Source organism: Pedobacter chinensis (genome assembly GCF_003339865.1).
Classification (GTDB): domain Bacteria; phylum Bacteroidota; class Bacteroidia; order Sphingobacteriales; family Sphingobacteriaceae; genus Pedobacter; species Pedobacter chinensis.
Genome location: NZ_QPKV01000001.1, coordinates 56942 through 74254, shown reverse-complemented (window position 1 = coordinate 74254; position 17313 = coordinate 56942). Strand labels below are relative to the sequence as shown.

Sequence of the window (17313 nt, the reverse complement as noted above, 5' to 3'; positions counted from 1 at the left end):
GCTCTGGTAACAAACAAAGGAGTGATTAGAAAAACTTCATCTAAATAAGATTTAGGTTTTGCCTGAATGATGCATCATTAGTGATTTCCAAGTAAGTTTAATATTCCTCAAAATTAAGGATAATAAATACTATGTATAACAATTTGTACATCATAAAAATCTTTGTAACCAATAAATCTTTAAACAACCAACACATTAAATTGTTATTTTTACGCTATGCTAATTAAGATTTATCCGGAGAACCCTAATGAAAAAGCAATTGAACAAGTTGTTGAAGTGCTTAAAAAAGGTGGCTTAATCATCTATCCTACTGATACTATTTATGGTCTGGGTTGTGACATCACTAACCCGAAAGCCATCGAAAAAATTTGCAGAATAAGGGGTATAAAACCAGAGAAGGCGAATTTTTCATTCATCTGCCATGATCTTAAACACATTTCAGATTATATAAAACCGATTGACAACACTACATTCAGGGTTTTGAAAAAAGCTTTGCCTGGTCCTTTCACATTTATTTTCAACGCCAACAATAACGTACCTAAACTACTGAGTTCAAATAAAAAAACTGTAGGTATTCGTGTTCCGGATAATAACATTGCCCGGTGTATTGTTAAGGAATTGGATAATCCGATTCTTTCCACTTCCATAAAAGATGATGATGATGTTATTGAATACTCCACTGATCCGGAATTGATTCATGAAAAATATGAAAATCTGGTTGACTTAGTCATTGATGGAGGCTATGGCGATAATGAAGCATCAACAGTTATCGACTGCACAAACGGAGAATTTGAAGTTATTCGTGAAGGTAAAGGCAATATCGAAGATTTCTTATAGCATTAGCCTAAAAACTCCAACAGAACGAACTTTAGATTCAAAAATTATCTGTCACCATATTTATTTTTCCACAATTGATTGAATTAACATTAAATTAATCTGACAATAAGGCTTTTGCATATACATTTGTTGTAAACAAAACAACTATATGAAAAGACCCTTACTTCTCATTTTAATTCTTCTGGTCTCATTTCCAGTTTTCGCCCAGGTAACATTAACAACATCTCCATATGTTGAGAATTTTGATGGGATTGGAACTGGATTACCAGCGGGTTTTACGGTTAGAACCGGAGCAGATGCAAATGCTTTAGGCGCTACAGCTGCATTAACTACAGCAGCAACAGTCTGGAATAACACGACAGGAGCATTTAAAAATTTCGCATCCGCTACTGCTGGTGCTGCAGCCACAACGGCCACTCAAAATGCCTCGACTGATCGAGCGCTAGGTGTAAGGCAAACAGCTGCTATTGGTGACCCCGGTGCTGCATTTGTATTTCAAATCGACAACACCACAGCCAAAACTGGTTTCAAACTCAGTTTCGACCTGCAATCTTTAGATGCCGGATCTAGCAGATTAACCACCTGGAGCGTAGATTATGGATTTGGAGCAACTCCAACAAGCTTTACTAATGCAGGTGCTGGAAGCTTAACTACCGGTAATTCAATTTTTAGCAACTCAACTGTTAATGTTGATTTTGGCAGTGCATTAAATAATCAGGCCGGTCCAGTTTGGATTCGTATTGTTACTTTAACCGCAACAACCGGAAGTGGTAATAGAGCATCCACAGCTATTGATAATTTCAATTTAAGCTTTACCTCAGGTACTGTAACCGGCCCAACTTTAACGGCCACACCAAATGCTTTAGATTTTGGAACGCAGTTGACAAATACCTCTTCGGCAGAAAAAACATTTGTTTTGAATTCTTCGAATCTGACTACAGATGATGTTAGTTTAACAACTACAGCACCCTATTCCATTTCAAAAACATCTGGTGGAACTTTTTCAACTTCATTAACCTATACCAATGCTGAACTTTCTCCGGGAGGTAACACCATTTACACTAAATTTGCACCCACATCTGTAGGCGCTTCAAACGGAGCAATTACCATTTCAGGCGGCGGAACAACGGCAAATTCATCAGTTACGCTAACAGGTATCGGCCAATCGGCGGTGTTAACTGTTGATAAAACCTCATTGGATTTTGGCACTCAAAATACAGGAACAAATTCCACTGTTCAAACTTATATCCTAAGCGCAACGGGATTAACTGATGAGGTTAATATAACGTCTGCCGAACCATTTTATATTTCGAAGGATAACATAACTTTTAGTACCGCAGTAACCTACTCTATTGCAGAACTGGCTACAAGCAAAACTGTTTACGTTCGTTTTACACCTACTTCTGCAACCAATTCTTCGAATAATATTTCCATTACGAGTTTGGGCGCTACCACACAAAGCATTGCGGTAACAGGTAGCGGGACCACGCCATCCACTACAGCAAATCATGTTGTAATTTCTGAAGTTTATGGTGGTGGTGGAAATTCTGGCGCTACTTTCAAAAATGACTTCATTGAGTTATATAACCCTGGAAATACTGCCGTGGATTTAACGGGTTGGAGTGTTCAATACGGCGCGGCTACAGGAACATCATGGCAAGTAACTCCACTAACAGGAAGTATTCCTGCTAAAGGTTTTTACTTAGTGCAGGAAGCTGCAGGCGCCGGTGGAACTGTTGACCTCCCTACGCCCGATGCGATTGGAACCATCAATATGGCTGGTACCGCATTTAAAGTTATTTTAAGTAATGCTACTACAGCTTTAACCGGTGCTAATCCATCAGGCACAGTTGTTATAGATAAAGTTGGTGTTGGACCTACTGCAACTGGTTTCGAAACCGCACCAACTGCTGTACTTACCAATACCACATCAGCAGAAAGAAAAGCCAGTGTAACTTCAACAGCTGCAACTTTGGGAACAGGTGGTTCAGAAGAATTTAATGGTAACGGTTATGATACCGACAATAACAGTACTGATTTTGTAATTACAGCGCCAAACCCTCAAAACACCGCTGTAAAGGAACCTACGGGTGCTAATCATATTGTAATCTCCGAAGTTTACGGGGGTGGTGGAAACTCAGGTGCTGTTTACAAAAATGACTTTATTGAGCTTTATAACCCAACTTTAACTGCTGTTGATTTAACAGGATGGTCTGTTCAATATGCAAGTGCTGCCGGTACTTCGTGGCAGGTAACCACACTATCGGGAAGTATTGCTCCAAAAGGTTTTTACCTGATCCAAGAGGCTGCCGGAACTGCCGGAACAACTAATTTACCAACACCAGATAAAACAGGAACAATTGCAATGGCAGCGGGTGCCGGAAAAGTTTTATTAGCCAATGTTACTACCGCACAAACCGGAACATTACCTGCAGGACCACAAATAGTTGACTTAGTGGGTTATGGAACCACAGCTGTTGGGTTTGAAGGCTCTGGTCCTGCTCCTGTGCCAACTGCAACATTTTCAGTTGAACGTAAAGCAAGTGCAACTTCTGATGCAACAACCTTAGGCGCTGGCGGGACAGAAGAATTTGATGGAAACGGTTACGACAGCGATGATAATTCATTTGATTTTGTGGCCAAAGTTGCCAATCCACAAAACTCTACGGTTACCGAGCCTACATCAATGACAGGCCCATATTTGGCAACAACGCCTAAAACCCTGGCTTTTGGCAATCAGGCCATTAATACTACCTCAGTATCAAAAAGCTACATTTTATCTGCCGGAAATTTAATTAATGCCACAACTGTAACTACAACAGCACCCTATTCAATTTCAAAAGATAATGTTACTTTTTCTACCTCATTAAATTATACAATTGCAGATTTAATTGCTAACCAAACCATTTATGTAAAGTTCAGCCCAACTACAACAGGAAATTCAACGGGAGCAATTTTACATTCCAGTGCTGGCGCACCTACTGTTACACTTGCGCTGACCGGTCCTGGAATCGATCCAAATCAAACTGCTTTTAATTTTGAAAACTGCACCACTGTTGGAAGTTCTGCACTGTCTGATGGTTTTTATCAATACAGTGTAACAGGCCCACAAACCTGGGGTTGTACCACTACTTTTGGACATGATGCTTCAGACCCAACAGGAGCCGCCAGTTTGGGTAATGCGCTGCAAATTAATGGTTATTCAGGCGGAAATGTTCAGAATGAGGACTGGTTAATTTCTCCGGCACTAAATATTTCATCATTTAATTATGCCATTTTATCTTTCTGGACAAGGTCTGCTTTTGCAGGAGATAAACTTCAGTTAAAGGTATCAAGCAATTACAGTGGAACAGGAGATCCGGCTTTAGCAACCTGGACTTCTTTAGATGGTAAATTTCCGGAAACTGGTTCAGACAGATGGATAAAGTCAGATAATATTGATTTATCAGCTTATAAAGGTTCGCCGGTTTATGTGGCTATTGTTTATAATTCTACCACATCGTCTGCAAGTAGATGGACAGTTGACGATTTTGCTGTAACCAACTCCAGTACACCTCCGGCTGTTGATATTACAACATCTACAACGAGTTTAAATTTTGGCTTTCAGGCGCCAGGTACTACTTCTGCCGAAAATACATTTGTTTTCTCTGCCGGAAATTTAACAGGCGACGTGACCTTAACTGCCCCTGCAAATTTCAGCATCTCCAAAACAACCGGAGGTAGTTTTGGTCAATCTGTAACGTACGCTAAAGCTGATATTAACAACACTTCTCCAACGGTTTATGCTAAATTTTCTCCAACTGTAGCCAATACAAACTATATTGGAAATTTAAGCATTACATCTTCCGGATCAGCCAATAAAACAATCAGCTTTATAGGAAATACTTTTGACACAGCAAACAGCCTGGAAGTTGTAAACTGGAATATCGAATGGTTTGGAAGTCCTGCTCAGGCCCCAACCAATGATGCTTTACAGGCTGCAAATGTTAGAACAATTGTAAACAATTTAAATGCAGATGTTTATGGTTTCGCAGAAGTTGTTGATACTACCCTGTTTAGAAATACGGTTTTACCTGCTGGATATAATGTTCTGTTTAGTGAATTTGGTTCTTATGCTGATGATAAAGCAGATGCTGACTATCCATTAGCACAGAAATTAGCATTCATGTATCGTACAGATCAAATCAAACCGATTTCAACTTTAGGTGTTTTGAGAGATACTTACGATCCGGCAGTTGCTTCTACCAGCGCTGATGGAACACCTTACAAAAATTGGTCATCTGGTCGTTTCCCTTATATGATGCAGGCCCAGATAAAAATCAACAACAAATTGGATACAGTTTATTTTATTGAAATCCATGCAAAAGCCAATACCGGAACAACTGCCGATCAGATTGATTCTTACAACCGTAGAAAAGGGGGAAATAAACAGTTAAAAGACTGGATTGACTCTAATCTTGCTGGTAAAAAAGTAATTATTTTAGGTGATTTTAACGATGTGTTGGATCCCGACAAAACCATTGCCCCTATGCCGGCAGGAACAGGCACATCCTATTCTGATTTCACTCAGGATGTTGCTAATTATTTCCCTATTACTTTACCATTAAGCCTGGCAGGCAAGCAATCCACTACTGGCTTTAATACGGTTATTGATAATGTGATCATCTCAAAAGATTTAAATAAAAATTATATCCCGGCCTCTGCAGAAGTGATGGATGCAGTTAAAAACCTGGTTACCAATTATAGTTCTACAACGACTGATCATTACCCAATTAAATCAAGATATTTATTTGGAAATGGCGTTCCAACAATGGATGAAATTGCTGATCAAAACGTTTGTTATTCATCAGCGAATCAAACCATTGCCGTTACAGGAATATCAGCAGGCCCTGAAACCACTCAAACCATCACACTTTCAGTAAGTTCTGATCATGCAAATTTATTCGATGTTTTATCTATCGCTGCAAATGGAACAGATAAGGGAACAATCACTTACCATTTAAAAAACAATGTAAGCGGCGTGGCCAATATCACGGTAACGGCAATGGATAATGGCGGGACAGATTTTGGGGGCATTGATAAAATTACAAAAACATTTAAACTAACAGTTACTGCAACCGCTACAGGAACAATTGCCGGAACAACAGCAGTTTGTTTAAATGGAACGGCTCCGACCATAACTTTTAATGGTACCAATGGTATAGCACCTTATACTTTTACTTATAACATTAACGGAGGGACAAATCAAACCATCACAACAGATGGAACAAGCTCATCAGTAACCATTACAGCACCAACAAATGTGGCAGGTATTTTTGCATATAACTTAGTAAATGTGAAAGATGCAAACTGCGGACAAGCGCAAACCGGAACAGCAACCATAACGGTAAATCCTTTGCCAGTTGTTATCATTAATAGTAATAAAGGAACGTCAATTTCTAAAGGAGATGCCATTCTGTTAACTGCAAGCGGTGGTAATCAATATAGTTGGACCGGTGCTGAAATCATTAGCGGGCAGAATGCCGCAGCAGTAACAATCAGACCAAAACAGAGTGGTACCTATAAAGTTGTGGTAACGAATGCCAATGGCTGTACATCTGAACAAAGCATTACCATCACTGTTATGGATGATTATAAATTAGAGGCCAGTACAGTTATAACACCAAATGGAGATGGTTATAATGATAAATTCATTGTTAAAAACATTGATTATTATCCGAACAACACCTTGAAAATTTTTGACAAGGCCGGGCGTATTTTATACACCAAAAAAACTTATACAAATGATTGGGATGGAACAGTAAACGGAAGTCCGCTTGCTGAAGGAACATACTACTACATTATCGATTTAGGTAATGGCATCGGCACTTTCAAGGGATACATTAACATTATTAGAGACTAATTACAGACATGAAAGCAATTACAAAAAACATAAAGCAAGTGCGTCGCGTAACGTTTCTATTTGCTACAGGCCTATTATTTTTTAATTCAGCAAAGGCACAGATCCTTCCATTGAATGCTCAATATTTCCAGAACCGGTATTTAGTCAATCCATCCATGGCAGGTATAAATGACGGTTTCAATATTAATGGAAGTTTCCGTAAACAATGGTCTAACATTCCAGGTGCACCGATTACCCAAAGTGTAACAATGGATGAAAAACTAAATAAAGTGGGTTGGGGAGTAAATGTTTATAATGAAAAATCAGGAGGACTTCAACGTACAAAAGCCGTAGGAACATTTGCTTACCATTTACCCTTAAGTGATCAGGAACAACAGTTAAACTTTGGTGTTTCCTTTGGCGTGAGCAGAGATCGGCTTGATTTAGGCAGTGTTAGAAACAGCGACCTCAATGATCCATCAATTGCCCGCTTTAATGATAGGGGTTCTTACCTGGATGGCGATTTTGGCGTTTCCTATACTTCAAAAGGCTTAACTGTTGAAGGTGCCATTCCGAATATGCGTTCAGTGTTCAGAAATGATGATTTAAACTTCGCTGATAAACCAACCTTTTACTCTGCAATAAGCTATAAATTTGATTTGGGAACCGGAATAAATGGAATCAGTCTGGAACCAAAAGGTGTTTTCAGGGGGATTAAAAATTACAAAAATTTATGGGATGCCGGTGTAAATGCCAATTTTGCAAACGATAAATTATATGTGATGGCGATGTACCATAATACTCAAAACGCGACTGTTGGTTTTGGAATGAATTATAAATCGACTTTATATTTCATGGCTTATTACAATACAGCAACTTCTGCCATTAGTGGCTATACTGATGGTGATTTTGAAATAAATATCCGTTTGAATATCGGGAAGAAACCATAATCGGTACTTGAGTTCATCACGAATTTCTAAAGCCGCAGATTTGTAGATTTTAAATCTATGATTCTGCGGCTTTTTCGTAGTGATTTTTTTGCTAAAAATTAAACCTGCTTCGCCTCACACTGGAAATCAGTGAAGAAAATATTCTGTGACCATGCTTTCCTTTTTTTCTTATTTTTACCGGCATGACGAAAATCATCAATCTGGAAATATTCAAGCGTTTTTTAAGATCGGGTCAGGTAGGTGGTTTTTTATTATTGATTTGCGTAGCCATTTCTTTGTTAATCGCAAACTCATCATTAAAAGAAAGCTTTGAAACATTTTTAGAAACTGAACTTGGTTTTGGAGCAGTAAATTACAGCATTTTAGCCTGGATTAACGATGCCTTAATGGCTGTATTCTTTCTATTGGTCGGGTTAGAAATCAAGCGGGAGTTAATTGAGGGCGAGTTATCTTCAGTGAAAAGTGCTGCCTTGCCAGTTATAGCAGCACTAGGCGGAATGCTTGTGCCTGCCATAATTTATACTTTATTCAATAATGGAACAGCTACTGCTGGCGGTTGGGGAATTCCAATGGCAACAGATATTGCATTTGCATTGGCCATCATTGCCATGCTTGGAAAAAATGTTCCGGCAAGTTTGAAAATATTTTTAGCGGCGCTCGCTATTGTTGATGATCTGGGGGCCATTCTGGTTATTGCCATATTTTATACCAATCAAATTCATTTCGAATACCTGGCAATGGCTGGTGGAGTTTTGGTGCTGCTGGCTTTGATGAATTACCTCGGTGTAAAGAGCATCATTTTCTATATAATTCCAGGCATATTTCTTTGGTATTTCATTCATCATTCCGGCATCCATGCAACCATCGCCGGAGTACTTTTAGCTTTTACCATTCCAACCAATGAAACTGATGTTTTATCTCCTTTGGAGAAACTGGAACATGCTTTAACTATCCCTGTAAATTATTTGATTATGCCAATTTTTGCTTTGGCAAATACCAATATCACTATTGAAAAAGAGATGTTTAAAGGCCTAATCTCTCCTTTAGGATTTGGAATTATCATTGGCTTATTTGCCGGGAAAACCATTGGGGTTACTTTCTTCAGTTGGCTGGCAGTAAAACTTAAATGGGCTGATTTACCAACGGGAGCAGGTTGGAAACATATTCTGGGATTAGGAATGCTGGCAGGTATCGGTTTTACCATGTCGATATTCATTGCAATGCTTTCATTTAATGATGAACTACATATTTTAGAAGCTAAGTTTGCAATTTTAACAGCATCTGTGCTATCAGGAATGATTGGTTTTGTGTTTTTGAAAGCGGTAAAAAAAGTTTAACCGCAAAGTACGCAAAGCAGTTTTTTACCACAAAGAACACAAAGATTTCCACAGAGAACACCAAGAAAAACATAAAGCTCTTGTTCCCTATGTCTTTGGTTTGAATGGAAGTGTAACATATAACTGCAAAGTACGCAAAGCAGTTTTTTTACCACAAAGAACACAAAGATTTTCACAGAGAACACCAAGAAAAACATAAAGCTTTGTGTCCTCTGTGCCTTTACTCGGTGTACTCTGTGGTTATTTTATTGTGTACCTACCTTGTCGTTCTTTGCGCCTCGACTTTGCGTTCTTTGCGGTTAATTTGTGAGCGGTATTACAAATCTAATTCCAGCCACCGCCTAGCGAACGGTATAAACCAACAACTGCATTTAATTGTTCTGTTTTGATTGCAGTTAACTCCAGTTCACTTTGTAATAAATTTCCTTGGGCAGTAATAACTTCTAAATAATTGGCCATTCCACTTTTAAATAATAAACTGGCATTTTTAGATGCTTGCTGCAAAGTCTGTGCTCTCTTTTCAGCAATGCTATATTGCATTTTCAATTTTTCCACTTTGGTAAGCTCATCAGAAACCTCTCCTACTGCATTTAAAACTGATTGGCGGAATTGAATAACTGTTTTCTCTCTATCTATTTTGGCCAGTTCCAGATTCGATTTCAACTGTCCTCTTTGAAAAATGGGCTGTGTGACCCCACCGGAAACTATACCAAACAATGACGCAGGCACACTAAACCAATTGCTGGCTTTAAACGAATTCACGCCACCATTAGCTGTAATAACTAACGAAGGATATAAGCTTGCTTTCGCCACGCCAACCTTAGCATTAGCCACATTTAAAGCCAATTCTGCTGATTTAATATCCGGCCTCCGACTTAACAGTGCTGATGGAAAGCCAGCATTTAAATCCTGAGGAATACTCATCTTATCCAGGCGATTGTTTCTGTTAATTGCCTTTGGTAATGTGCCGATTAATATGTTCAGGGCATTTTCCTGTAAAGTTACATTTTGCTCCAGGCGTGGAATCAATTGCGCTGCATTTAATTGTTGGGCTTCAGCTTGTTGAATAGCCAATGAAGTAACCTGACCTGCCTCGAACTGCAAATTGATGATTCTTAATGTACTATCACTCAGTTTCAGGTTTTTCTTTGCAATTTCCAATTGTGCATCGAGCATTAATAAATTATAATAACCCTGCGCAACATTGGCAACTAAACGGGTTTGAACTGCTTTACGTGCCTCTTCGGTCTGCAAAAAACTGGCTAAAGCGCCAGCTTTCTGATTACGGATTTTCCCCCAAATATCAGCCTCCCAAAATACGCCAAGATTGGCATTATAATCTTCAATATGGGTTGAGCCTGTAAATTGATTTAAGCTTAACCCGTTTAAGCTGTTATCTGATGGGCGGCTTGAACTCGCTGCAACCTGTAGTTTCAATTCAGGCAAATAACCTAGTTTTGATTGTTTGAACAATACTTCTGCTGCATCTATATTTTTCAATGCAATTTGCATATCATAATTTTTAATCAATGCCGTATCGATTAAATTCTGAACAGTAAGATCATTGATAAAGCTTTTTAAAGGCAAATCGCCAATACTTGATGAATCTTTGGGTATTGAATTTCTAAATAATCCCGGCGCAACATTTGGCAGAGATAAATCTTTAGAAACTGAACATCCGCTCCAGATCAAAGCCAGGAGCAGGATGGTAAAAATATTAAACCGTTTCATAAACTATATGATTAACTGGTTCTTCGTGATGGCGAACAACCGCTTGTGATTTTTTTGAAATTTTTTCTTGTAAATACTGGAAAACAATGAAGAGTACAGGAATGATGAACAAACCTAAAATCACTCCAGATACCATACCACCTGCCGCACCAATACTAATCGAGTGATTACCTTGAGCTGATGGTCCTGTAGCACCCATCATTGGAATTAATCCCACAATGAAAGCCAGCGAGGTCATGATGATTGGACGCAATCTTAATTTCGCAGCCTCTAAAGCTGATGCGACAAGAGGTTGTCCGGCCCGTCTTCGCTGTACTGCGAATTCCACAATCAATATCGCATTTTTGGCAAGCAACCCGATCAGCATAATCAGTGCCACCTGAACGTAAATGTTATTCTCAATCCCTGTTAAACCAATGGCCACAAACACACCAAATATCCCGGCAGGAATTGATAAAATTACAGCCAGAGGTAAAATGTAACTCTCATATTGTGCAGAAAGTAAGAAGTAAATAAATACCAGGCACAATAAAAATATCACTGTAGATTGACCTCCTGAAGAAATTTCTTCACGTGTTTGGCCTGAAAATTCGTAACTATAACCCGCTGGCAGTTGTTTTTCAGCAACCTCTTCAATCGCCTTGATGGCATCACCAGAACTAAAACCAGGTTTAGGAATGGCATTGATAGAAATAGAGTTGAACAGATTATACCTTGATGCGGTTTCAGAGCCATAAATACGGCTTAATTTTACCAAAGTATTGATAGGAACCATTTCGCCCCGATTGCTTTTCACAAAAACCCGGTCGATTGATGATGGATCTGCCCTGTCCTGAACATCGGCCTGAACCACCACGCGGTAATACTTACCAAAACGGTTAAAATCTGATGCCTGAGCACTACCGAAATAAGTCTGCATGGTTTGCAGAATATCTTTCACATTTACCCCTAATTGATCAGCCTTTTCATCGTTGATATCCAATTGTAATTGCGGATAATCGGCCTTGAAACTGGTAAAGGCAACTGCAATTTCAGGACGCTTCATCAACTCGCCGATAAAAGCTTGGGAAATACCGCTGAACTTATCAAGCTTACCGCCCGTTTTATCCTGCAATACCATATCCAAAGCCTCCACATTACTAAAACCTGGAACGGTTGGAAAACTGAACACGAAGAAACTTCCACCGGAAATACCGCCTAGCTTACCGCGTACCTGATTCATGATCTCTTCAATATTTTTAACATTCCCCCGCTCTTCATTCGGTTTAAGCAATACGAAAACAACTGCTGATGATGGGCTGGTTGAATTGGTTAATAAGTTAAAACCAGAAATGGCAGTCACAAATCTCGATGCATCCAAACCTCTCAAAGTATTTTCAGCTTCTGTCATTACTTTTTGTGTTCCATCTAACGATGTTCCTGATGGCGTATTTACTGCAATGGCAATAAAGCCCTGGTCTTCAGTAGGAATAAATCCTGAAGGTGTTGTTTTAACCATGAAAACTGTAGCTAATGTAATCACAACCAAACCTCCGAGGCTAAGCCATTTATGACGGATCAGGAATTTCAATCCACCAACATAACGATTGGTTAAAGCGTTGAAGCTGCTGTTAAATCCGTTGAAAAATCTTTGTTTAAATCCCGTTTTAACATCTGCTTTTTCTCCGGCAGCATGATGATTATCTTTTAAAAATAAAGCTGCCAATGCAGGACTTAAAGTTAGCGCGTTAACCGCCGAAATTACAATTGCAATGGCCATAGTGAAGGCAAATTGGCGATAGAAAACACCTGTAGAGCCTTCCATAAAGCCAACGGGCAGGAACACTGCTGCCATGACCAAAGTGATGGAAATAATGGCACCTGTTATTTCATGCATGGCTTCATGTGTGGCTGCTTTTGGCGCCAGGCGCTTATGCTCCATTTTTGCATGTACAGCTTCTACAACAACAATTGCATCATCAACCACAATACCAATGGCTAATATTAATGCGAATAATGTTAACAGGTTAATCGAAAATCCGAATAACTGCATGAAGAAAAACGTACCCAAAATGGCTACCGGAACCGCAATTGCCGGAATCAATGTTGATCTGAAATCTTGCAGAAAGAGGAATACAACAATAAATACCAGTATAAAAGCCTCAATTAATGTATGTTCAACTTGTTCTATCGATTGATCTAATGAAACTTTTGTACTGTAAAAAATATTGTGTTTAATTCCTGCAGGAAAATCTTTAGCAGATTTTACCATCATTTTATTAATTGCCACCTGAATATCGTTCGAGTTAGAACCTGCTAACTGAATAATTCCTATGACGATACCTTTTTTACCATTCAAACGGGTCAAACTGTTGTAAGAATAAGCACCTAATTCGATCCGGGCGACATCTTTTAAATGCAGAATAGAACCGTCGGCATTAGCGCGTATAGCGATGTTTTCATATTCTTCGGGTTTAGTTAATTTACCTTTATACTTAATTACATATTCGAAAACCTCTTTACTTCTCTCACCAAATTTACCTGGCGCAGCCTCCAGACTTTTATCCTGAATGGCTTTCATTACTTCATTTGGCGTAACTTTATAGGTCGACATCTGCGTTGGGTTTAACCAGACACGCATTGAATAATCTTTTACACCACCAAATATAGCCGCTGAACCGACCCCAGGAATACGTTTAATTTCGGGGATGATATTGATTTGAGCGTAATTGGCCACAAACGTCTGATCATATTTGGATTCATCATCAGTGTACATCCCGATGGCCATAATGAAACTGTTCTGCTGTTTCGCTGTGGTTACCCCTTGCTGAACCACTTCGGCCGGCAACTGACTTGTTGCCTGAGCTACACGATTTTGAACATTTACAGCAGCCTGATCGGCATTTGTACCGAGTTTGAAGAAAACAGTGATCGCCAATGAGCCATCATTACTGGCGGTAGAACTCATATAGGTCATGTTTTCTACCCCATTTATTGATTCTTCAAGCGATGGTGCTACTGAACGTAAAACCGTTTCTGCATTTGCCCCCGGATAAACCGCTGTGACTAAAACCGATGGTGGTGCAATATCAGGAAATTGTTGTAAAGGCAATTTTGTAAGGCCAAGTACACCCAATATGACCAGCAATATGGAGATAACGGTTGCCAGTACGGGCCTTTGTATAAATATTTTAAACATTGCTTTAAGCTTATTTTTTATTAATTATTTGAGCTGCTTTATCTGTTGATTTCTCGGGTTGAATAACCTGCCCCTCCTGCAAACGATCTAACCCACTTAATACGATTTGATCTCCGGATTTTAAACCATCTTTAATCAGATAATTGTTACCACTTTTACCAATAACGGTAATGGGCATTTTAGTAACTTTGTTTCCCTTGTTTAAGGCGAAAACAAAAACTTTATCCTGCATTTCTACCGTTGCAGATTGAGGAATTAAAATGGCATCATCATGTTGTAAACCTAACCTGATTTTTCCTGTATTACCTGAGCGCAGGGTACCGCTGGCGTTTGGAAAACTGGCTCTTAACGTAATAGCCCCGGTATTTTTATCAAACTGACCATCAATCATATCGATTTTACCTTTTATAGGATAAATTGAGTTATCAGCCAGCACCAAATCAACCGCCGGAAGACGTTTGATTCTATCGGCAGGTGTTTTTCCTGGATAGTTTGCATTGAAGCTATTGAAGTCATTTTCAGCTAACGAAAAGTAAACATGTACTTCATGAATGTCTGATAATTGTGTTAGCGCTGTTTGATCTGACGGGGAAACCAAACTACCCTGTTTTTTTGGAATAAGGCCAATGTAACCGCTTACTGTTGCTTTAACATTGGTATAACCTAAATTAATTTGAGCTGCTGCAACACTTGCTTTAGCCTGTTCGGCATTTGCCTGTGCAATTTTATAAGCTGTTTTGGCTGTTTTTAATTGAAATTCAGACACAACCTTGTTTTGTACCAATGGTGTTAATTTATCAACCTCCAGCTGTGCATTTAAAATGGCTGCTTCAGCAGCATGTAAACTTGCTTTTGCATTGTTTAATGCCTCCCGATATGGATTTTCATTGATTTTAAAAAGGGTTTGCCCTGCAGTTACAAATGCACCTTCATTAACCAGAACACTTTGTAAATAACCACTAACCTGCGGACGAATATCGATATCAACTGCGCCCTGAACAGAAGCCGGATACTCAATGAAGGTTGTTTGGGTACTTTCAGCAATCATGCTTACCGGTAAAACTGGTGGCGGTGGTGCAGCAGCCGATTGCTCCGGAGAAGATTTACAGCTTGAAAGAATTATGGAAAGAATAGAAATGACAAATAGTGATTTAACACCATTAAACTGTTTAACAGTGTTAAGTGATAAATGCAAGCGATGTAGAGATTTCATATGATTAAATTTATTGTGATTTATAGTGTATAAATAATCTAACAGTGTTAAATTAGATTTTAAAAAAAATTAGCTATTAATAGATAATGTAATGCCCTTAATGGCATCTTTTAATATTTGCTGATTTAATTCATCAGTGGTTCTTCCATTCGGACGCACCAAATTGATTGAAATTAAACCGTGAATGATAGACCAGTAAGTGTAATATTTCATGCAGATGTCATCTTCGGAAACCGGTTTCTTAGTGAATAGCGATTCTATTACATCGCCCAGCATTGTACTAACATTTTCAGCTTCAGGCATTGAATTTTTAACGTTGCAACAAACCATATCCACACCGTACATCAACTGATAAAATTCTTTATGCGTAAAAGCGAAATTCCAGTAAGCAACCCACATGGCTTCCATTTTATCTTCCGGAGCAATGTGTTTATCTCTGGCTTCACGAATGTCTTTTGCCAGAATCAGATAACCTCTTCTGGTTAACTCCACTAAAATTCCATCTTTATTTGGAAAATATTCGTAAATAATTGGTGCAGTATATTCGATCTGGTCAGCAATTTTACGCATACTCAATGCCTGCCAACCTTCTGTTTGTACAATATTTAAGGCCGCATCCAGAATTTTTGTTCTGGTTTCATCTTTTAAACGTAGAATTCTTTCTTTACTTCCCATGACTGGAATATAAGGTGTAAATAATCTAACACCGTTAAGCAAATGTAGAACCATTTCAGAAATTGATAATCATTCAATTGTCAAATGAAATTTATCGCTTATAAAATCTCTGTTTAAACGGTCGAAAATCAATTTTTCTGGATTAATTATTTTTTATGAGATTTCATTTTGACAAAATAAAATCATGACAGGCAGACATTTTTACAATTTGGAAAGCAAAACAGTAGCTTTTTTGAAATACCTACCCTGCCCTTTATTACAATCTTTCTAAATATCTTGAGCTTTATTTATGTAGCTGAGTATTTGAATGGGCAACCTGACAAATAAATTTAAGCTTATTTTTGCAACTATCTGCACAAACCAGCTGCTCCAAAACTATTTGTTGTGTGCGGAGAAAGAAATGGAATACCTAATTCTGCTGCCCGTAAAATGAATACCAACCCTATAAAAGCCATAAACCAGGGTACAAGTGTTTGTGTGTTAAAACGGATATATTTTTTGAGATAAATCCCTCCCAATGAAATCATCAGCATTAATGGCGCTGTACCTAAGCCAAACAAAAACATAAAAGTAGCTGCAGATTGGATATTAGTGGCATTTAAAGCAGTGGAGAGCGCCAGATAAACCATTCCGCAGGGTACTAAACCATTAATTAAACCTGCGACAAAACCCCAATAAGGCTTGTTATAAACTCTGGCCATTAATTTTCCAAGTGGACTAAAAAAATTGGATTGCCATATTGAAAATTTATTTCGGTAATGTTCCCGAAATTGTAATAACGCAAATAATAACAGTAAAACTCCGACACCAACACTCAGCACCCTTTGATCGCTGAAGATCCTAATTGTACTCCCCAAAAGTCCCACCAAAAAGCCGAGCAAAGTATAAATTAGTATTCGCCCCAACTGATAAAGAAAAAGCTGAAAAACCGAATGGAGGTTGCGGGTTTTCCCAATTGGAAAACTAAGCATGATTGGACCGCACATTACAGCACAATGCAAGCTCCCGAAAAGTCCCATTAAAAAAGCCAGCGGTAGAAAATCCATTATAAAGTGAGATTTCTTTTAAACATAAAATCCTTTCCGTTAACCTGCCATTGTAGTTTTAAGAACCACAAGCCTTTAGGCAAGTCAGTTCTGTTAATCAGAATCAGATTAGCATTACTTATTGTATTACCTGTATATTTTTTGTCATCAACATTGTTCGATGCTCTTTTTAGAAACAACTCATAACTTGCAGAATCTTTCATTTTAATCACAATTTGTTGTGGCAAAAGCTTTATTTCAGGTTCGGCATCAGCATTTAAAGTATGTTGTGTTGCATCAAATTCTTTATTGTAGTTAATCCCTTGTTCATAGTAATCATCTTCGATCAAGGCATCACGGCCGTGCACATAAAACATATAACTTGCCATAGCAATGATGAAGAGCATAAAAGTTGCCATGCCCAATACTATTTTCGTTCCCCAGTTCATATACTCTTTATTTAATATTATCAGATCACTCATTCAG

The 17313-nt window shown here is 38.5% G+C and carries 10 protein-coding genes; 4 read left to right on the top strand and 6 right to left on the bottom strand.

All coding sequences use genetic code 11. The features are described 5' to 3' along the window. Positions 1-216: 216 nt before the first annotated feature. From DU508_RS00390 to nhaA, 4 genes are all read left to right on the top strand, one after another. Positions 217-837, top strand: coding sequence for an L-threonylcarbamoyladenylate synthase (locus DU508_RS00390; protein ID WP_115400873.1), 621 nt, complete (start codon positions 217-219; stop codon positions 835-837). Positions 838-985: 148 nt separating this feature from the next. Next, positions 986-6739, top strand: coding sequence for a lamin tail domain-containing protein (locus DU508_RS00385; RefSeq protein ID WP_115400872.1), 5754 nt, complete (start codon positions 986-988; stop codon positions 6737-6739). A gap of 8 nt (positions 6740-6747) precedes the next feature. Next, positions 6748-7668: a PorP/SprF family type IX secretion system membrane protein gene (locus tag DU508_RS00380; protein WP_115400871.1), complete on the top strand. Its 921-nt coding sequence runs from the start codon at positions 6748-6750 to the stop codon at positions 7666-7668. Positions 7669-7850: 182 nt separating this feature from the next. Further along, positions 7851-9005: a Na+/H+ antiporter NhaA gene (gene nhaA / locus DU508_RS00375; protein ID WP_115400870.1), complete on the top strand. Its 1155-nt coding sequence runs from the start codon at positions 7851-7853 to the stop codon at positions 9003-9005. 324 nt (positions 9006-9329) lie between these two features. Here nhaA and DU508_RS00370 read toward each other — a convergent pair whose 3' ends face one another. From DU508_RS00370 to DU508_RS00345, 6 genes are all read right to left on the bottom strand, one after another. After that, positions 9330-10736, bottom strand: coding sequence for a TolC family protein (locus DU508_RS00370; protein ID WP_115400869.1), 1407 nt, complete (start codon positions 10734-10736; stop codon positions 9330-9332). Further along, positions 10723-13914 (bottom strand): efflux RND transporter permease subunit, encoded by a 3192-nt coding sequence (locus tag DU508_RS00365; RefSeq protein ID WP_115400868.1) that lies wholly within the window; start codon positions 13912-13914, stop codon positions 10723-10725. The genes DU508_RS00370 and DU508_RS00365 overlap by 14 nt, the downstream gene beginning before the upstream one ends. A 10-nt stretch (positions 13915-13924) precedes the next feature. Beyond that, on the bottom strand, positions 13925-15127 hold the full coding sequence (locus DU508_RS00360) for an efflux RND transporter periplasmic adaptor subunit (RefSeq protein ID WP_115400867.1): 1203 nt from the start codon (positions 15125-15127) through the stop codon (positions 13925-13927). A 69-nt stretch (positions 15128-15196) separates the two neighbouring features. After that, positions 15197-15802 carry a TetR/AcrR family transcriptional regulator gene (locus DU508_RS00355; protein ID WP_115400866.1) on the bottom strand — a complete coding sequence of 202 codons (606 nt, stop codon included), beginning with the start codon at positions 15800-15802 and terminating at the stop codon, positions 15197-15199. A gap of 347 nt (positions 15803-16149) precedes the next feature. Beyond that, positions 16150-16848 (bottom strand): sulfite exporter TauE/SafE family protein, encoded by a 699-nt coding sequence (locus DU508_RS00350; RefSeq protein WP_115400865.1) that lies wholly within the window; start codon positions 16846-16848, stop codon positions 16150-16152. Beyond that, positions 16848-17276, bottom strand: coding sequence for a FixH family protein (locus DU508_RS00345; RefSeq protein WP_158542109.1), 429 nt, complete (start codon positions 17274-17276; stop codon positions 16848-16850). The genes DU508_RS00350 and DU508_RS00345 overlap by 1 nt, the downstream gene beginning before the upstream one ends. Positions 17277-17313 lie beyond the last annotated feature (37 nt).

What these genes read in the sequence shown, in the direction of transcription:
- DU508_RS00390 (WP_115400873.1), top strand. Translation starts at nt 217, where the DNA reads ATGCTAATTAAGATTTATCCGGAGAACCCTAATGAAAAAGCAATTGAA.
- DU508_RS00385 (WP_115400872.1), top strand. Translation starts at nt 986, where the DNA reads ATGAAAAGACCCTTACTTCTCATTTTAATTCTTCTGGTCTCATTTCCA.
- DU508_RS00380 (WP_115400871.1), top strand. Translation starts at nt 6,748, where the DNA reads ATGAAAGCAATTACAAAAAACATAAAGCAAGTGCGTCGCGTAACGTTT.
- nhaA (WP_115400870.1), top strand. Translation starts at nt 7,851, where the DNA reads ATGACGAAAATCATCAATCTGGAAATATTCAAGCGTTTTTTAAGATCG.
- DU508_RS00370 (WP_115400869.1), bottom strand. Translation starts at nt 10,736, where the DNA reads ATGAAACGGTTTAATATTTTTACCATCCTGCTCCTGGCTTTGATCTGG.
- DU508_RS00365 (WP_115400868.1), bottom strand. Translation starts at nt 13,914, where the DNA reads ATGTTTAAAATATTTATACAAAGGCCCGTACTGGCAACCGTTATCTCC.
- DU508_RS00360 (WP_115400867.1), bottom strand. Translation starts at nt 15,127, where the DNA reads ATGAAATCTCTACATCGCTTGCATTTATCACTTAACACTGTTAAACAG.
- DU508_RS00355 (WP_115400866.1), bottom strand. Translation starts at nt 15,802, where the DNA reads ATGGGAAGTAAAGAAAGAATTCTACGTTTAAAAGATGAAACCAGAACA.
- DU508_RS00350 (WP_115400865.1), bottom strand. Translation starts at nt 16,848, where the DNA reads ATGGATTTTCTACCGCTGGCTTTTTTAATGGGACTTTTCGGGAGCTTG.
- DU508_RS00345 (WP_158542109.1), bottom strand. Translation starts at nt 17,276, where the DNA reads ATGAACTGGGGAACGAAAATAGTATTGGGCATGGCAACTTTTATGCTC.